Source organism: Dechloromonas sp. H13 (genome assembly GCF_009469615.1).
In the GTDB taxonomy this organism is placed as follows: Bacteria; Pseudomonadota; Gammaproteobacteria; order Burkholderiales; family Rhodocyclaceae; genus Azonexus.
On sequence record NZ_SSXX01000002.1, the window covers coordinates 276420 to 294116 of the forward strand.

Genomic DNA, 17697 nt, shown 5'->3' on the forward strand with positions numbered 1-17697 from the left:
AGAATTGCCGCATGGCGGCCATCCAGATGGTGTCCGGACCGCGCGTCGCCGACAACCTGGCGGCGGCCGGCCGCCTGATCGACGATGCTGTGGCGCAGGGCGCGCAGCTGGTGGTGCTGCCCGAGTATTTCCCGATCATCGGCGCCGTCGATGCCGACCGCGTGAACGCCCGCGAGGATTTCGGCCGCGGTCCGATCCAGGACTGGCTGGCGGCGACCGCCATCCGTCACGGCATCTGGATTTTTGCCGGTTCCATCCCGTTGACCGCAACCGTCGCCGACAAGATGCGCAATTCCAGCCTGGTTTACAACCCGGCCGGCGAATGCGTCGCGCGCTACGACAAGGTGCACCTGTTCGGCTTCAACAAGGGCGAGGAGTCCTACGACGAAGCGGCGTTCATCGAGCCGGGCGACGATCCGGTCGCCGTCGCCACGCCGTTCGGCCGCATCGCCTTGTCGATCTGCTACGACCTGCGCTTTCCCGAACTGTACCGGGCGCTGGCGCCGGTCGACCTGATCCTGATGCCGGCCGCCTTCACCGACACCACCGGCCGTGCCCACTGGGAAATCCTGCTGCGTGCGCGCGCCATCGAGAACCAATGCTACCTGCTGGCGGTCGGACAGGGCGGAAGGCACGAAAGCGGCCGCGTGACGCACGGCAACAGCATGATCGTCGATCCGTGGGGCGAGATTCTCGACCGCAAGATGAAGGGGCCGGGCGTCGTCATCGCCGACCTCGACCATGCCCGCATCGCCGAAATCCGCGCCAGCCTCCCGGCCCTGGCGCACCGCAAACTTTGATGGAGCTTCAATGAACCCGAACAGCGCCCTGGCGCAAGCCGAATCCCTGCTGCTGACGCCCTTCTCGCTGAGCGAAGGCGACCTGACGCGGACCTTCGGCCAGATCCTGACCCACCAGGTCGATTACGCCGACCTCTACTTCCAGTATTCGCGCGCCGAGGCGTGGAGCCTCGACGAGGGCATCGTCAAGTCGGGCAGCTTCAACATCGACCAGGGCGTCGGCGTGCGCGCCATCTCCGGCGAAAAGACCGCCTTCGCCTATTCCGACGATATCAGTGCGCGGGCGCTGGGCGACGCGGCGACCGCCGTGCGCGCCATCGCCGCCGCCGGGCAGAGCGGCAAGCTGCCGCACCTGAAGCACGGCGCGGCAGCCCGCCAGCTGTACGTGCCGCACGATCCCATCGCCTCGCTGCCGGCGGCGGCCAAGGTGAAGCTGCTCGAACGCCTGGAAGGCATGGCGCGCGCCCTCGACCCGCGGGTGATCCAGGTCATGGCCTCGCTGGCCGGTGAATACGAAGTGATCCTCGTCGCCGGTTCCGACGGCCGGCTGGCTGCCGACATCCGGCCGCTGGTGCGCTGTTCGCTGTCGGTCATCGTCGAGGAGAACGGCCGGCGCGAACAGGGCGGGGCGGGCGGCGGCGGACGTTTCGACTTCGCCTATTTCGACGATGCGGTGCTGCAGCGCTATGCGCAGGAAGCCGTCCATCAGGCGGTGACCAACCTGCACGCCGAACCGGCGCCGGCCGGCCAGATGACCGTCGTCCTCGGTTCCGGCTGGCCCGGCATCCTGCTACACGAAGCGGTCGGCCACGGCCTCGAGGGCGACTTCAACCGCAAGGGCAGTTCGACCTTCAGCGGCCGCATCGGCCAGCGTGTCGCCGCCAAGGGCGTCACCGTCATCGACGACGGCACCATCGCCGACCGCCGCGGCTCGCTGAACATCGACGACGAGGGCAACCCGACGCAGCGCACCGTGCTGATCGAGGACGGCATCCTCCGCGGCTACATGCAGGACAGCCTGAACGCCCGCCTGATGGGCGTCGCGCCGACCGGCAACGGGCGGCGCGAATCCTTCGCCCACCTGCCTCTGCCGCGCATGACCAACACCATGATGCTGGCCGGCGACCACGATCCGCAGGAGATCATCGCCTCGGTCAAGAAGGGCATCTACGCCGCCAATTTCGGCGGCGGCCAGGTCGACATCACCAGCGGCAAGTTCGTCTTCTCGATGAGCGAGGCCTACATGATCGAGGATGGCAAGGTCACCCGGCCGATCAAGGGAGCGACGCTGATCGGCAACGGCCCCGACGCCATGACCCGCGTCTCGATGATCGGCAACGACCTCCGGCTCGACCCCGGCGTCGGCACCTGCGGCAAGGACGGGCAGAGCGTGCCGGTGGGCGTCGGTCAACCGACGCTGCGCATTGATGGACTGACCGTGGGCGGTACGGCATAATGCCTAGTTATTTCGGGGGAGGCATTCATGCGAGCGTGGTTTCTGGCGGCAGCGGTGATGGCGTTTTGTGGCGGGGCGGCTGCCCAGCAGACGCCCCTGCAGGACAAGGTAAAGGCCGTTCAGGCTGATCCGGCGGCGCTCAAGCAGGCCATCGAGGCCGGGCAGAAGGCCGCCTTCTTCTGCTTCAATTGCCATGGTGACAGCGGCATCAGCAAGATCCCGGAAGTCCCCAACCTGGGCGGGCAGAATCCGGCCTACCTGGTGGAGCAGATTCGCAAGTTCGGCAGCGGCGAGCGCAAGGACCAGTTCATGCAGGGGCTGATCAAGGTCCTGAAGGACGAGGAGCGCGTCCAGATCGCCCTCTATTTCGGCAGCCAGACGGTCGCTCCGGGCAAGGCCGATCCCGCCCAGGTGGCGCGCGGCAAGGAGCTGTTCACCAAGCTGTGCGTGCGCTGCCATGGCGAGGCGGCGCGCGGCGATGCGACGATTCCCCGCCTCGCCGGCCAGCAGATTCCCTACCTGCAGACGTCGATCACCCGCTATCGCGACGGCACCGGCATCCGCAACAACCAGCTGATGGCCATCGCCACCGCGACGCTGAAGAACGAAGACATCAAGGCGGTCGCCAACTATCTGACCCAGCTGCCGTGATGTAACCCGCGTTCTTTCCATCGGTCGGCAAAATTGACCGATGTCATGGTTCCCGTCCGTTGTCCCCGGTAGTTTCCGCTCCGGGGACAATTTGCATTTTGGGGAACTCATGAAGACTCTTTCAGGACTGCTGCTCGCACTGGCCTTGTGCGTTTTTGGCGGCGAGGCGCTGGCGCAGATCAGCGATCTCAATTCGGCGATCAACAAGGCGGGTCGCCAGCGCATGCTGTCGCAGCGCATGGCCAAGGCCTATTTCCAGATCGGCCAGCAGGTCGAGGTCGACCGCAGCAAGAAGATTCTCGACGCGTCGGTCGCGCTGTTCGACCGCCAGCTGGTCGAGCTCAAGAATTTCGCGCCGACGCCCGAGATCAAGGACAACTACCTGAAGCTGGAAAAATCCTGGCTGGCCTACAAGGATCTGCTGGTCGGCGCTATGCCGTCGCCGGACAACGGGCGCAAGGTGCTGGAAATTTCCGATCAGGTGCTCGGGCTGGCCCATCAGGGCACGGTCCTGCTCGAAAAGCAGTCGACGACGAGCGCCGGCCGCCTGGTCAACGTCTCCGGGCGCCAGCGCATGCTGTCTCAGCGCATGGCCAAGTTCTACCAGGCGATCGCCTGGGGTGTCGGCGACGACAAGAGCGCCGGCGATCTGGAAAAGGCGCGCAAGGAATTCGCCGCCGCCCATCAGGAACTCGCCGCGGCGCCATCCAATACGCCGCAGATCAAGGACAGCCTGGAGCTGGTCAAGCAGCAGTGGATGTTCTTCGAGAACGCGCTGAACCAGAAAGCCGGGCCGGACAAGCGGCCGCAAACCGCAGTGGCGACGACCAGCGAGCGCATCCTGGAAGAAATGGAAACCGTCGTCGGCCTGTACGAGAAGCTGAAGTAATCAGAACAGGCTGAGCTGCCGCTCGTCCGCCGGCCTCTCCGGCGGGGGCGGCGTGAAGCGCGTCTTGTCGAGCGGCGGAAACTCGCGGGCCAGTCCGAGGCGCCGGCAGGCGAGCTCGAAGCGTTGGCGGAGGAGGTCGGCAAAATGCCCCAGCCCCTTCATCCGGCTGCCGAAGCGGGCGTCGTTGGCACGGCCGCCGCGCAGATCGTAGAGCACCGACATGACGCGCGCGGATTTCTCGGGCGCGTGCCAGTCCAGCCATTGGCGGAACAGACCGGCCACCTCGTGCGGCAGGCGCAGCAGCGTGTAGGCGGCGCTCGTCGCGCCGTGCTCGCGGGCGGCGGCCAGCAGCTTTTCCAGTTCCTGGTCGTTGAGGCCGGGAATCAGCGGCGAGGCGAACACCGAGACCGGGACGCCGGCCTCGCTCAACTGCTGCATCGCCGCCAGCCGCGCGTGCGGCGCGCAGGCGCGCGGTTCCAGTTCGCGGGCCAGCTGGCCGTCGAGCGTGGTCAGCGAAATGCCGACGTGCGCCAGATTCTGCCGCGCCAGTTCGGCCCAGAGATCGAGATCGCGAACGATCAGCGACGACTTGGTGACCACCGACACCGGGTGGCGGGTTTCCAGCATCACCTCGAGCAGCGCGCGGGTCAGCCGTTCCTTGCGTTCGAAGGGCTGGTAGGCGTCAGTGGCGGTGCCGAGCACGATGGTCGAGCAGACGTAGTCCGGGCGGCTCAGTTCGGCGCGCAGCAGGCGCGGCGCATCCGGCTTGTGGAAGATCTGCGTCTCGAAATCGAGGCCTGGCGAGAGGCCCAGCCAGGCGTGCGTCGGGCGCGCGTAGCAATAGATGCAGCCATGCTCGCAGCCACGGTAGGGGTTCAGCGACTGGTCGAAGCCGATGTCCGGCGAATCGTTGCGAGTGATGACGGATTTGGCGCTGTCGACCAGCAGGCGCGTCTGCGGCAGCGACGCCTGTGCCGGCGTCCAGCCGTCGGCCTCGGCCTGGCGGGTCTCGCTGCTGAAGCGATGGGCGACGTTGCCGCCCGCCCCACGGCCCTTGATGGGCGTCGGCGGAATCTCCGGAGAAGGTTGCAGGTCGAAATCTTCCATACGCATCCGGTAGAATGCCGGGTTTTCAGCAAATTTTGAATGGTGCAGGGGATGACGCCGCAAACCAAACCGAATACCGACGATCTTCGCATCCGGGAAATCAAGGAGCTGGTGCCGCCGGCGCACGTCTTTCGCGAATATCCGGTGTCGAACCGCGCGGCGCAGACGACCTACACCGCCCGCCAGGCCATCCACCGCATCCTGCACGGCGCAGACGACCGTCTGCTGGTCGTCATCGGCCCCTGCTCGATCCACGACTACGATGCCGCCATGGAGTACGCCAAACGGCTGGCAAAGGAAGCGGAAAGGCACGCCGAGGACCTCGTCGTCCTGATGCGCGTCTATTTCGAGAAGCCGCGCACCACCGTCGGCTGGAAGGGGCTGATCAACGACCCGCGCCTGGACAACACCTTCCGCATCAACGAAGGCATCCGCCTGGCGCGCCGCATCCTGCTCGAAATCAACGAACTTGACCTGCCCTGCGCCACCGAGTTCCTCGACACCATCACGCCGCAATACACGGCCGACCTGATCGCCTGGGGCGCCATCGGCGCGCGCACCACCGAATCGCAGGTGCACCGCGAACTGGCCTCCGGCCTGTCCTGCCCGGTCGGCTTCAAGAACGGCACCGACGGCAACATGCGCATTGCGGTCGACGCCATCCGCGCGGCCAATTCGCCGCACCACTTCCTCTCGGTGACCAAGTCCGGCCACACCGCCATCGTCTCGACGATGGGCAACGAGGACTGCCACGTCATCCTGCGCGGCGGCAAGGAGCCGAACTTCGACGCCGCCAGCGTCGATGCAGCCTGTAACGAAATCTCCAAGGCCGGCCTTGCCGCCCGCCTGATGGTCGATTTCTCGCACGGCAACAGCCGCAAGCAGTACAAGCTGCAGATGGAAGTCTGCGACAGCGTCGCCGCGCAGATGGCGTCGGGCGAGGAGCGCATCGTCGGCGTCATGGTCGAATCGCATCTCGTCGAAGGTCGCCAGGATCTCTCGCCCGACAAGGCGCTGACCTACGGCCAGAGCATCACCGACGCCTGCATCGGCTGGGATGACAGCCTGGCCGTTCTGGACAAGCTGGCAGCGGCCGTCAGGGCGCGGCGGGTGGCGGAAGCGGCGGAGTAACGGCGGGGCGGCTTGCCGACCCCAAAGCGACAAAAGGCCCGACAGGTTTTCCTGCCGGGCCTTCTGCTTTCGCGGGTTCCGGCTCTCACTTGATCGGAATCATCAGGTGCTGGTAAGGCGTTCCCGCCCACATGACATAGGGCACCGAGGTGTCCGGGTCGGCGCTCTTGGGGTACTGGTCGTAGAAGCCGGCATCGGCGCCGACGATCATGACGTGCGGCCCGGTCTTGATCCAGTGATTCCCGGCCTCCGGCTTCGCGGCATAGGGGTCGGTATTGCTGGCGTCGGTGCCGCCCGAGAGCATGTACATGAAGCCGACCTTGCCGCTGGCTGGCGGCTTGTGGCTGATCCATGCCTCCGCCCACTCCAGCGCCGCCTTGTCCATGCACATCGGGTCGGGGCCGGGCGTCGCCGGGTTGTCGGGCATGCAGGTATAGCCGTTGCTGCCGGCGCGCAGGGTGCGCATCTGGCCGTCGGCCCCCATCGCGATGATCGTCGCCGTCGCGCCCACCTTCTTCGGCGCTGCCCGCATCGCGCTCTTGATCAGCTTCATGTCGGCAGCAGTTGGCGTCGCGCCTTTGGCAGCGGTCGCCGGCATGGCCATGTCGGCGGCACTGGCTGCATGCATGCCGATGGCGATGAGCGAGGCCGCTGTCAAACCAATTGTAGGTATCCGTTTTGACATGGTTATTCACTCCTTTGGTATTTGACGAAATACCAGCCACAGATCGCGCGGCGACACCTGGCAGGAGAGAACAAACTGTTGGCTTTCGGATTGATGCAGACCCTGGCCCGCCTTGCGAGCGTGAACGGTATGAATCACATATAGGCAGGCCGGCCGCTTTTCGCAAGGCACGGAGGGCTGGCCGGTTGTAGTTTTCGAACCAGCCCGCGCCTAGTCCGCGAACCGTGGCGCTCGTTTCTCCCGCTGTGCCGCGAGACATTCCGCCAGGTCGCCCGACAGCAGGAGCGCCGCGTTCCAGGTGGCGACGAAGTTGAGGCCGTCGGCGACCGAGTGGTCGCGGCTGTAGTTCATGACTTCCTTGAGGCCGCGGGTGGCGAGGGGGGATTTGGCGGCGATGGCGTGGGCGATTTCGCGGACGCCTGCGGTCAACGCTTCAAAATTGCCGAAAATGCGGTTGACCAGGCCCAGCGTTGCCGCTTCCTCGGCGCCGACGTTGCGTCCGGTGTAGGCGAGTTCGCGCGCTGCGCCGTCGCCGATCAGGTGCGGCAGGCGTTGCAGGGTGCCGACATCGGCGACGAAGGCGAGGTCGATTTCGCGGATCGAGAAGACGGCATCGGGGGCGGCATAGCGCAGATCGCAGCAGGTGACCATGTCGAGCGCGCCGCCGACGCAGGCGCCCTGGATGGCGGCGAGCACCGGCTTGCGGCAGCGTTCGATGCTGCTGAGGCAGTCCTGCAGGTCGAGGATCAGCCGGCGCAGCTTTTCGCGGCTGCGCGCGCCGTCGGGGTGCGCGATGCGTTGCTGAATGCTGCCGAGCATGGCGAGGTCGATGCCGGCGCAGAAGTTGCGGCCGGCGCCGCTCAGGATGACGACGCGGACTTCCGGCGTCGCGTCGGCCCATTCGAAGGCCTGGCGGATTTCCTGCCACATCGCGTCGTTCATGGCGTTCGACTTGTCCGGCCGGTCGAGGCGGATTTCGGCGATGCCGTCGGCGAGTTCGAGGGCGAGGGTGGTGCAGGTCGGCAGGGTCATCGCGCAGGCTCCGGGCAAAGGTGCCGGACAGCTTACCCGCAGTAGCGGCGGCGCGGGTAGAGGGCGCCGCCCAAACGCCGTTTTACTCGCCGAAGACGACGAGATCGAGGTCGGCCGCCTGCCGGCGCAGGGGAATCAGCGCCTGGTAGGCGGGCGAGGCGTACCAGGCGTCGACCGCGGTGAGGTCGGGAAAGCGGATGACGACGGTATCGGTGTGCGCGTGTTCGCCGCTGAGGACCGCGGCGCGCTGTCCGCGAAACAGCAGTTCGGCGCCCCACGGGGCGAGCGTCGCCGGCACCTGGGCGCGGTATTGCGCCCACTTGTCGGCATCGCGGACGGTGATGTGGCCGATGACGCAGGCGCTCATGCCGCGGTCTTGCCCTTCTGCCACAGCACGTCGCCGCGGCCGCCGGTGCGGTTGAGCACGCGGCCGAGGACGAAGAGCAGGTCGGAAAGCCGGTTGACGTAGCGGCGGGCGGCGCTGGAGACGGTTTCCTCGCTCGCCAGGCGGACGACGGCGCGTTCGGCGCGGCGGCAGATGGTGCGGCTCAGGTGGGCGAGGGCGGCGGGGCGGGTGCCGCCGGGCAGGATGAATTCCTTCAGCATCGGCAGGTCGGCGTTGAATTCCTCGACCAGCGCTTCGAGGCGGGCGACCTGGACGTCCTTGATGACCTCCATGCCCGGCAGGCACAGTTCGCCGCCGAGGTCGAAGAGATCGTTCTGGATGTCGAGGAGCGCGCTTTGCACGTGCGCCGGCAGTTCTTCGCAGAGCAGGACGCCGAGGCTGGAATTCAGCTCGTCGACCTCGCCCATGGCGTCGATGCGCAGGCTGTCCTTGGTCGTCCGCGAGCCGTCGCCGAGGCCGGTGGTGCCGGCGTCGCCGGTGCGGGTGACGATCTTCGACAGGCGGTTGCCCTTGCGCTCGCTGTCGGGATTGTGGTCGTGGTCGCTCATGGTGCTGATCTCCTGAAAGAGCGCGGATTATACTGACGAGTCCGCACAAGAGACTGTCGTCGCCATGCCAAAGTTCGCCGCCAACCTCAGCTTTCTGTTTACCGAGGCGCCGTTTCCCGAGCGCTTCCGGCGGGCGGCGGCGGCCGGCTTCAAGGGGGTCGAGTATATGTCGCCCTACGACTGGCCGGCGCATGACGTGGCCGAATGGCTGCGTGACAACGACCTCGAACAGGTGCTCTTCAATTGCGCGGCCGGCGACTGGGCGGCCGGTGAGCGCGGTCTGGCCTGTCTGCCGCACCGCCAGGGCGAGTTTGCCGAAAGCATCGAGCGGGCGCTGGACTACGCCGTGGTACTCGATTGCGAGCGCGTGCATTGCCTGGCCGGACTGCGGCCGGCCGGCCACGACGAGGCGGAACTGGAGGCGACTTACATAGCCAACCTGCGCTTCGCCGCCGACCGCTTTGCCACCATCGGCGCGACGGTGACGATCGAGCCGATCAATAGCCGCATCGACATGCCCGGCTACTGGCTCGACGATGTGGCCAGGGGTTTTCGCCTGTTGGAGGCGGTCGACCGCAGCAATGTGAAATTGCAGTACGACATCTACCACGCGCAGATCATCGCCGGCGATCTGGCACGCACCCTGGGTGCCAACCTCGGGCGCATCGGCCACATCCAGGTCGCCGACAACCCGGGTCGCCACGAGCCGGGCAGCGGCGAAATCAACTATCCCTTCCTGTTCGACCTGCTCGACCGGCTGGGTTACGACGGCTGGGTCGGCTGCGAATACCGGCCGCTGACGACGACCGAGGCCGGCCTCGGCTGGCTGTCGAAATGAGCCCGCGCGCGATTCTCCGCCGCCTGTTCGACGCCGCGATCGCCGCTGCCGACCCGGCACGCTGCGTGCCGCCGCACCTGCCGCCGGACGACGGCGGTCATCTGATCGTGATCGGCGCCGGCAAGGCCTCGGCGGCGATGGCGCGGGCGGTCGAGGAGCATTGGTCGGGGTCGTTCGACGGGCTGGTGGTGACGCGCTACGGCCACGGTGTGCCGTGCGAACGCATCGAGATCGTCGAGGCCGCGCACCCGGTGCCGGATGCGGCGGGCGAAGCGGCGGCGGCGCGCATTCTTGGCAAGATTTCCGGGTTGACCGCAAGCGACCGTGTGCTGGCGCTGATTTCCGGCGGCGGCTCGGCGCTGCTGGCGGCACCGGCTGAAGGCGTCACGCTGGCCGAGAAGCGGGCGCTCACCTCGGCGCTGCTCAAGTCGGGCGCCGGCATCGGCGAGATCAACTGCGTGCGCAAGCACCTGTCGGCGATCAAGGGCGGCCGGCTGGCCGCCGCGGCCTGGCCGGCCAGCGTGCTGACGCTGGCGATTTCCGACGTGCCGGGCGACGACCCGGCGGTGATCGCCTCCGGCCCGACCGTGGCCGACCCGACGACGGCAGTCGACGCCCTGAAGGTGCTTGATTTCCACGGCATCGACATTCCCGAAGCGCTGCGTGCGCGGCTGGCTTCCGGCGAACTGGAAACGCCCAAGCCGGGCGACCCGCGCCTGGCGCAAAGCGAATTCCGCCTGGTCGCCAGCCCGCGCCAGATGCTCGAAGCGGCGGCGGCCGAAGCGCGTCGGCTCGGCATCACGCCGCTCATCCTCGGCGATGCCATCGAAGGCGAGGCGCGCGAGGTCGGCAAGGCGCTGGCCGGCATGGCGGTCAGTTGCGGTCGACACGGATTTCCGGCCGAAAAACCCTGCGTGCTGCTGTCGGGCGGTGAAACGACGGTGACGTTGAAAGGCGAGGGGCGCGGCGGGCGCAATACCGAATTCCTGCTCGGTCTAGCGCTGGCGCTCGACGGCGCGCGGGGCATCCACGCACTGGCGGCGGACACCGACGGCATCGACGGTTCCGAGGACAACGCCGGCGCCTTCGTCGCCCCGGACACCCTGCGTCGGGCGCGCGCCAGTGGCCTCGACATCCGCCAGGCGCTTGCCGCCAACGACGCCTGGGGTTATTTCTCGGCGCTCGGCGACCTGCTGGTCACCGGCCCGACGCGGACCAACGTCAATGACTTCCGCGCCATCATGATCGGACTAGAATAGCGATCACCATGCCGACCACCGACTCCGCCTTCCAGACCGACCGCACGGCGCTCGCCGCGCGCCTCGCGACGATCCTGCCGGCGCACTGCCTGCTGGTCGACGACGAGGATCTGCGCCCCTACGAGTGCGACGGCCTCACCGCCTACCGCGCGCTACCGCTGGCCGTCTGCCTGCCGGAAAACGAGGGGCAGGTGATCGACGTGCTGCGCACCTGCCACCAGCTAGGCGTGCCGGTCGTCGCGCGCGGCGCCGGCACCGGGCTGTCGGGGGGCGCGATGCCGCACGCGCAGGGCGTGGTTTTGTCGCTGGCGCGTTTCAACCGCATTCTGAAGGTCGACCGCGACAGCCGTACCGCCATCGTTCAGCCCGGCGTGCGCAACCTGGCGGTGTCGGAGGCTGCTGCCCCCTACGGCCTCTACTACGCGCCCGACCCTTCGTCGCAGATCGCCTGCACGCTGGGCGGCAACGTCGCCGAGAACTCGGGCGGCGTGCATTGCCTGAAATATGGCCTGACCGTCCATAACGTGCTGCGCATCCGCGTCGTCAGCATCGAGGGCGAAGTGTTCGAGGTCGGCTCGGAGGCGCCCGACGCGCCGGGTTACGACCTGCTGGCTTTGGTCATCGGCTCCGAGGGCATGCTCGGCGTCGTCACCGAAGTCACCGTCAAACTGGTGCCCAAGCCGGAGCTGGCGCAGGTGGTGATGGCGTCCTTCGACGATGTCGCCAAGGCCGGCGATGCGGTCGCCGCGATCATCGCCGCCGGCATCATCCCGGCCGGGCTGGAGATGATGGACAAACCGGCAACCGCTGCCGTCGAGCCTTACGTCAAGGCCGGCTACGACCTCGAGGCGGCGGCCATCCTGCTCTGCGAAGCCGACGGCACGCCGGAAGAGGTCGCCGAGGAAATCGCCCGCGTCACCGAGGTGCTGACGGCGGCCGGCGCGCGCGACATCCGCGTCTCGCAGTCCGAAGCCGAGCGCCTGCGCTTCTGGGCAGGGCGCAAGGCGGCCTTCCCGGCGGTCGGCCGCATCACGCCGGATTACTACTGCATGGACGGCACGATTCCGAGGAAGCGCCTGGCCGAAATGCTCTCGGCCATCGCCGGCATGGAGAAGAAATACGGCCTGCGCTGCGCCAACGTCTTCCACGCCGGCGACGGCAACCTGCATCCGCTGATCATGTACGACGCCGCCCAGCCCGGCGAATGGGAGCGCGCCGAGGCCTTCGGCGCCGAAATCCTCGAACTCTCGGTGGCGCTCGGCGGCTCGATCACCGGCGAGCACGGCGTCGGTGTCGAGAAGATCAACCAGATGTGTGTGCAGTACGCGACGCCGGAACTGGAGGCTTTCCATCGCATCAAGGCGGCCTTCGACGAGACGGGCCTGCTCAACCCCGGCAAGGCGGTGCCCAGCCTGCACCGCTGCGCCGAATACGGGCGCATGCACGTGCATCATGGCGACGTGAAGTTCCCCGAACTGGAGCGCTTCTGATGACGCCGTCGCGTACGCTCGACGACATCGTTGCCACCATCGGTGTCGCGCACGACGAACGTGCGCCGCTGCGCATTCGCGGCGCCGGCAGCAAGGATTTTTACGGCGGCATGCTGGCCGGCGACGTCCTCGACGTCGGCGGCTATCGCGGCATCGTCGCCTACGAGCCGACCGAGCTCTACATCACCGCGCGTTGCGGCACGCCGCTCGCCGAGATCGACGCGGCGCTGGCCGAAAAGGGGCAGATGCTGGCCTTCGAACCGCCGCATTTCGGCAGCGCGACTGCCGGTTCCTCTGGCGCGACGGTCGGCGGCTGCGTCGCCGCCGGGCTCGCCGGCCCGCGCCGGCAGCAGGCGGGGTCGGTGCGCGACTTCGTGCTCGGCGTGAAGCTGGTCGACGGCACCGGGCAGGTGCTCGATTTCGGCGGCCAGGTCATGAAGAACGTCGCCGGCTACGACGTCTCGCGCCTGCTCGCCGGCAGCCTCGGTACGCTCGGTGTGCTGGCCGAGGTGACGCTCAAGGTGCTGCCCCGCCCGCTCGCCGAGACGACGCTGGTCTTCGAGTTGGATGCCGCGGCGGCCGTCGCCCGGCTCAACCAGTGGGGCGGCCAGCCGCTGCCGGTGTCGGCCTCGTTCTGGCACGACGGGCAGCTCTGGCTGCGCCTTTCCGGGGCGCACGCGGCGGTCGAGGCGGCGCGCGGCAAGCTGGGCGGGGCGGTTGCGGTCGACGCCGAAAAACACTGGATTTCCGTGCGCGAACAGACGCATCCGGCGTTCGCCGGCCAGCCGCTGTGGCGCCTGGCCTTGCCGTCAACCGCGCCAGATGCCGGGCTCGACGGCCTGCGCGCCATCGAATGGGGCGGCGCCCAGCGCTGGTACGCCGGCGAACTGGCGGCGGTGCGCGGCGCGGCGGCGCGCCTCGGCGGCCATGCCGTGCTCTACCGCGCGCCGGAGTCGCTGCGCTGCCGCGAGGGCGCCTTCGCCCCGCTGGCGCCGGCCATGCTGGCGCTTCACCGGCGGCTCAAGAAGACCTTCGACCCGCGCGGCATCCTCAACCCCGGTCGCCTCTACGCCGAATTCTGATGGACACGAAACTCGCCGATTTCATCCGCGACACCCCGGCCGGCAAGGAAGCCGAGGCGATCCTGCGCACCTGCGTGCACTGTGGTTTCTGCACCGCCACCTGCCCGACCTACCAGCTGCTCGGCGACGAGCTCGACGGACCGCGCGGCCGCATCTATCTGATCAAGCAGGTGCTGGAGGGCAAGCCGGTCACCGAGAAGACGCGCCTGCACCTCGACCGCTGCCTGACCTGCCGCTCGTGCGAAACGACCTGCCCGTCCGGGGTCAAGTACAGCCACCTGCTCGACATCGGCCGCCAGGTCGTCGAGGAAAAACTGCCGCGCCAGGGCGGCGACGCGCTGACGCGCTGGGCTTTGCGCGAAACCGTGACGCGCCCGGGGCTGTTCGGTCCGGCGGTCAGGCTCGGCCAGATGCTGCGCCCGCTGCTGCCGTCGGGGCTGGCCGACAAGCTGCCGCCCGAGGTGTCGGGCGCCGCCCGCCCGTGGCCGGCCGCGGCCGGCCATGCGCGGCGCATGCTGGCGCTGGCCGGCTGCGTGCAGCCGACACTGGCGCCCAACATCAACGCGGCGACGGCCCGCGTGCTCGACCGGCTGGGTATCGAACTGTTCGAGGAGGGCAAGGCCGCCTGCTGCGGCGCCGTGCGCTTTCATCTCAACGACCAGGAAGCCGCCCGCGACGACATGCGGCGCAACATCGACGCCTGGTGGCCACATGTCGCGGCCGGCGTCGAGGCCATCGTCGTCACGGCCTCGGGCTGCGGTGTGCAGGTGAAGGATTACGGCCATGCGTTGGCCGATGACGCGGTCTACGCCGAAAAGGCGGCCAAAATCAGCGCCCTGTGCCGCGACCCGGCGGAAATCGTCGCCGCCGAGCGGGAACGCCTGCAGGCGAAGCTCGCAGCCGCGCCCGGGACGCGCGGCAAGCTGGCCTTCCACGCGCCCTGCACCCTGCAGCACGGCCTGCAGATCCGCGGCGTCGTCGAGGGGCTGCTGGCGGCCGCCGGCTACGCGCTGGTTCCGGTCGCCGACGGTCACCTGTGCTGCGGTTCGGCCGGCACCTATTCCGTGCTCCAGCCCGAGCTGTCGTTGCGTCTGCGCAACAACAAGCTGGCCGCGTTGACGGCGAATTCGCCGCTCGTCATCGCCACCGCCAACATCGGCTGCCTGACCCACCTGCAGGCCGGCAGCGTGCTGCCGGTGCGGCACTGGATCGAACTGATCGACGAGGCGCTGGCCTGACGGCGGTATGACGGAGGCGAGCAGGCGCGGCCATTGCCGCTGCAGCGGATATGCCTTTCGTGCTAATCTCCCCGCCGAAAGGGAAAAGCAATGCCAATAACAGTCGATGCGTGCGCCGCACAGCACCAGGGGGATCGCAAGGAACAGCAGGATCGCGTGGCCATCCTGCCGCATTCGCGGCAGCGCGGCGTCGCGCTGGCCGTGGTGGCCGACGGCATGGGCGGCCATGCCGGCGGCGCGCTGGCCGCCGAGCAGGTGATCCACACCGCCAAGACCAGCCTGGAACACTTCGCGCCGTCCCTGGAATCGTCGCGCATCCTGCTCGAAAACAGCATGCTCGAAGCGCATTCGATGATCCGCGCCTCGCGTTTCATCAACGAGAAGGACCCGCACAGCACGGTCGTCATGCTCCTGCTGCAGCCGGGCAAGGTGACCTGGGGGCATTGCGGCGACAGCCGGGTCTATCGCTTCCGCGGCCCGGAAATGCTGTTCCGCAGCGTCGATCATTCCTATGTCGAGCACCTGGTTTCGATCGGGCGCATCACGCCCGAGCAGGCCCTGACCCACCCCAACCGCAATGTGCTGATCACCTCGCTGGGCGGCAAGGAAGAGCCGAAGCTCGCCTTCGGCGAGGCCGACGACCTGACCGACGGCGACGCCTTCATGCTGTGTTCCGACGGCCTCTGGCCCTATTTCGAGGAAGCCGAGATGGCGCAGGTGATCGCCGGGAATTCGGCGCGCCGCGCCTCGGAAATCCTGATCGACCAGGCGCGCGTTCGCGCCGGCGGCGTCGGCGACAACGTGTCGCTGGTCATCATCAAGGTCAAGGAAATCCCGCTCGCCACCGGCGTTGCCGCGCAGGCCGCGGCGGCGACGCGCCAGTAGCAGCGTTCAGCGTCGGCCGAGGCCGCCGAGCAGCGCCGCGACGACGCGTTTCGGCTTGTGCGGGTCCGGCTTGGCCGGTGCCTTGGGCGAATCCGGCACCTCGCCGCGCGGCCCGTTGTCTTCGTAGGGCTTGCTGAAATCGAAGCCGTCGGCGGCGATCATCGGATTGCGCCGCGGGGCCCGGCGTTCGCCACGCTCGGAGCGCTCCGGCCGGCTGGCCAGCGGCGCCTTCGGGGGCGGCGGCGCGCCGCGTCTTTTCCGGTTGCCCGGGGGGTATTCGTATTCCGGTTCCGGCTCGAAGCCGGCGACCTCGATCTGCTCGATCGGGCGCTTGATCAGCTTCTCGATATCGACCAGGTAACCGACCTCGTGCGCGCTGACCAGTGAAATGGCGTTGCCCATCTTGCCGGCCCGGCCGGTGCGGCCGATGCGGTGCACGTAGTCTTCCGGCGTGTGCGGCAATTCGTAGTTGATGACGTAGGGCAGGTCGTCGACGTCGAGGCCGCGCGCAGCGACGTCGGTGGCGATCAGGGCGTGCGTTTCGCCGCCCTTGAAGGCTTCGAGCGCCTTGATGCGGTCGAGCTGGCTCTTGTCGCCGTGGATGGCGTCGGCCTTGATGCCGGCGCGCTGCAGTTCGCGCGTCAGGCGCGAGCAGCCCTGCTTGGTGCGCATGAAGACGATGCACTGGCGGATGTCGCCGGACTTGAGCAATTTGGTCAGCAGTCCGCGCTTGCCGTATTCGGAAACCGGATGGACGCGGTGGGTGATGGTTTCGGACACCTGATTGCGGCGGGCGACCTCGACCAGCACCGGTGACTGCAGCATGGAGTCGGCCAGCTTCTTGATCTCCTCCGAGAAGGTCGCCGAGAAGAGCAGGCTCTGGCGCTGGGCCGGCAGCATCTTGAGGATGCGCGTGACGTCGGGGATGAAGCCCATGTCGAGCATGCGGTCGGCTTCGTCGAGAACCAGCGCCTGCACCGAGTTGAAGCTGACGCTCTTGTTCTCGACGTGGTCGAGGAGCCGCCCCGGCGTGGCGACGAGTATCTCGACGCCCTTCTTCAGTTCGGCGATCTGCGGCTTGATGTCGACGCCGCCGAAGGCGCACATGGCGCGGATCGGCGTGTGCTTGCTGTAGGCCTTGACCGACTCGTAGACCTGCAGGGCCAGTTCGCGGGTCGGGGCGAGGATCAGCGCGCGTACCGGGTGCTTGGCCGGCGACGGGCTGCTGCTGGCGAAGGGCAGGATGCGCTGCAGGATGGGCAGCGTGAAGGCAGCGGTCTTGCCGGTGCCGGTTTGTGCCCCGCCCATGATGTCCTTGCCGCTGATGACCAGCGGAATGGCCTTGGCCTGGATCGGCGTCGGCTTGGTATAGCCCTCGTCGGTGACGGCGCGCAGCAGTTCGGGCGCCAGGCCGAGGTCGGCGAAGGTGATTTCGGGGGCGGCTTCGGCAGCCGGTGTGCTGGCAGCGTCGCCAGCTAACGTATTGATTTCAGACATGGGGCAGCATTATACGCCTGTCGCGCCCCGATCCGCCGATTTGCCCGGCGCCCGGGCGGGATGCCGCTAAGCGGCGTCGACGGGAGCGGTAAGCCCGCGGAACCAGGCGTCGAGAATGCACGGGGCGTAACTCGCCAGTGGGAACATGTCGGGATTCTTGGTCCAGTTGAAGAGCAGGCCGTCGACCTGGCCGATCAGCCCGATGGTCGCCTGATGCGGCGTCAGCAGGCGGTTCATCAGCCCCTTTTCCTGGGCGAGGGCGAAGGCGCGCTGCAAGATGTCGATGTGGTTTTCGCCCTCTTCGAGGTGCGAGTCGCGCAGGTTGGCCATTTCGCCGACGTATTCGCACTTGTGCCAGAAAATCTCGAAGACGCGGCGAAAGCTGGCGTCGTTCAGCATCATGCCGATGAATTCGTCGGTGGCGGCGCGGATGAAGCCGAGCGGGTCGGCGGCCAGTCGTGCGTCGCGATCGGCGGCGTTGAACATCAACGGGCAGACCAGGCGTTCGATCATCGCGTCGAACATGGCGACCTTGTTGGCGAAATGCCAGTAGATCGCCCCGCGCGTGACGCCGGCTTCCCTGGCGACGTCGTTCAGCGACGTCTGCGCGACGCCCTGGCGGTTGAACACCTCGACGGCCGTGTCGAGAATGCGGTTGCGCGTTTCCTGCGCATCTTCCTTGGTTCTTCTGACCATTTGTCTC

At 67.7% G+C, this 17697-nt stretch carries 18 protein-coding genes; 11 read left to right on the forward strand and 7 right to left on the reverse strand.

Features of this window, described 5'->3' with window-relative positions:
• The first annotated feature begins 11 nt into the window (after positions 1–11).
• From GH660_RS05865 to GH660_RS05880, 4 genes are all read left to right on the forward strand, one after another.
• Positions 12–800 (forward strand): carbon-nitrogen hydrolase family protein, encoded by a 789-nt coding sequence (locus GH660_RS05865; RefSeq protein ID WP_153146185.1) that lies wholly within the window; start codon positions 12–14, stop codon positions 798–800.
• 10 nt (positions 801–810) lie between these two features.
• Positions 811–2256 (forward strand): metalloprotease TldD, encoded by a 1446-nt coding sequence (tldD, locus tag GH660_RS05870; RefSeq protein ID WP_153145726.1) that lies wholly within the window; start codon positions 811–813, stop codon positions 2254–2256.
• Between the two features lie 27 nt (positions 2257–2283).
• The gene (locus tag GH660_RS05875) at positions 2284–2907 is read left to right on the forward strand and encodes a cytochrome c (protein ID WP_228276374.1); all 624 of its coding nucleotides are present in this window, start codon (positions 2284–2286) and stop codon (positions 2905–2907) included.
• A 109-nt stretch (positions 2908–3016) separates the two neighbouring features.
• Positions 3017–3796 carry a type IV pili methyl-accepting chemotaxis transducer N-terminal domain-containing protein gene (locus GH660_RS05880; RefSeq protein WP_153145727.1) on the forward strand — a complete coding sequence of 260 codons (780 nt, stop codon included), beginning with the start codon at positions 3017–3019 and terminating at the stop codon, positions 3794–3796.
• On the opposite strand, the gene GH660_RS05885 is transcribed toward GH660_RS05880, so the two are convergent.
• Positions 3797–4903, reverse strand: coding sequence for a PA0069 family radical SAM protein (locus GH660_RS05885; protein WP_228276375.1), 1107 nt, complete (start codon positions 4901–4903; stop codon positions 3797–3799).
• A 51-nt stretch (positions 4904–4954) separates the two neighbouring features.
• Here GH660_RS05885 and aroG point away from each other — a divergent pair, with 51 nt between their 5' ends.
• Entirely contained in the window at positions 4955–6034 is a 1080-nt protein-coding gene (aroG, locus tag GH660_RS05890) for a 3-deoxy-7-phosphoheptulonate synthase AroG (protein ID WP_153145729.1), read from the forward strand.
• An 85-nt stretch (positions 6035–6119) separates the two neighbouring features.
• On the opposite strand, the gene GH660_RS05895 is transcribed toward aroG, so the two are convergent.
• From GH660_RS05895 to GH660_RS05910, 4 genes are all read right to left on the reverse strand, one after another.
• On the reverse strand, positions 6120–6692 hold the full coding sequence (locus GH660_RS05895) for a hypothetical protein (RefSeq protein ID WP_228276376.1): 573 nt from the start codon (positions 6690–6692) through the stop codon (positions 6120–6122).
• A 237-nt stretch (positions 6693–6929) separates the two neighbouring features.
• Positions 6930–7751 carry a crotonase/enoyl-CoA hydratase family protein gene (locus GH660_RS05900; RefSeq protein ID WP_153145731.1) on the reverse strand — a complete coding sequence of 274 codons (822 nt, stop codon included), beginning with the start codon at positions 7749–7751 and terminating at the stop codon, positions 6930–6932.
• A gap of 82 nt (positions 7752–7833) precedes the next feature.
• Complete coding sequence (locus GH660_RS05905; protein WP_153146187.1) at positions 7834–8118, reverse strand: DUF1330 domain-containing protein; 285 nt, start codon at positions 8116–8118, stop codon at positions 7834–7836.
• On the reverse strand, positions 8115–8705 hold the full coding sequence (locus GH660_RS05910) for a cob(I)yrinic acid a,c-diamide adenosyltransferase (protein ID WP_153145732.1): 591 nt from the start codon (positions 8703–8705) through the stop codon (positions 8115–8117). The genes GH660_RS05905 and GH660_RS05910 overlap by 4 nt, the downstream gene beginning before the upstream one ends.
• Before the next feature lie 64 nt (positions 8706–8769).
• On the opposite strand from GH660_RS05910, the gene hyi reads away from it, so the two are divergent.
• From hyi to GH660_RS05940, 6 genes are all read left to right on the forward strand, one after another.
• A complete protein-coding gene (gene hyi / locus GH660_RS05915; RefSeq protein ID WP_153145733.1) occupies positions 8770–9543 on the forward strand; it encodes a hydroxypyruvate isomerase in 774 nt (257 codons plus the stop codon).
• On the forward strand, positions 9540–10802 hold the full coding sequence (locus GH660_RS05920; RefSeq protein WP_153145734.1) for a glycerate kinase: 1263 nt from the start codon (positions 9540–9542) through the stop codon (positions 10800–10802). Before hyi ends, GH660_RS05920 begins: the two co-directional genes overlap by 4 nt.
• A gap of 8 nt (positions 10803–10810) precedes the next feature.
• Positions 10811–12292 (forward strand): FAD-linked oxidase C-terminal domain-containing protein, encoded by a 1482-nt coding sequence (locus tag GH660_RS05925; RefSeq protein ID WP_153145735.1) that lies wholly within the window; start codon positions 10811–10813, stop codon positions 12290–12292.
• Positions 12292–13374: a glycolate oxidase subunit GlcE gene (gene glcE / locus GH660_RS05930; RefSeq protein ID WP_153145736.1), complete on the forward strand. Its 1083-nt coding sequence runs from the start codon at positions 12292–12294 to the stop codon at positions 13372–13374. Before GH660_RS05925 ends, glcE begins: the two co-directional genes overlap by 1 nt.
• A complete protein-coding gene (gene glcF, locus GH660_RS05935) occupies positions 13374–14612 on the forward strand; it encodes a glycolate oxidase subunit GlcF (RefSeq protein ID WP_153145737.1) in 1239 nt (412 codons plus the stop codon). The genes glcE and glcF overlap by 1 nt, the downstream gene beginning before the upstream one ends.
• Positions 14613–14702: 90 nt before the next feature.
• The gene (locus GH660_RS05940; RefSeq protein WP_153145738.1) at positions 14703–15497 is read left to right on the forward strand and encodes a PP2C family serine/threonine-protein phosphatase; all 795 of its coding nucleotides are present in this window, start codon (positions 14703–14705) and stop codon (positions 15495–15497) included.
• A gap of 6 nt (positions 15498–15503) precedes the next feature.
• Here GH660_RS05940 and GH660_RS05945 read toward each other — a convergent pair whose 3' ends face one another.
• The gene (locus tag GH660_RS05945) at positions 15504–16928 is read right to left on the reverse strand and encodes a DEAD/DEAH box helicase (protein ID WP_153146188.1); all 1425 of its coding nucleotides are present in this window, start codon (positions 16926–16928) and stop codon (positions 15504–15506) included.
• Between the two features lie 132 nt (positions 16929–17060).
• Positions 17061–17690, reverse strand: a complete 630-nt coding sequence (locus GH660_RS05950; RefSeq protein WP_153145739.1) for a TetR family transcriptional regulator — start codon at positions 17688–17690, stop codon at positions 17061–17063.
• Positions 17691–17697 lie beyond the last annotated feature (7 nt).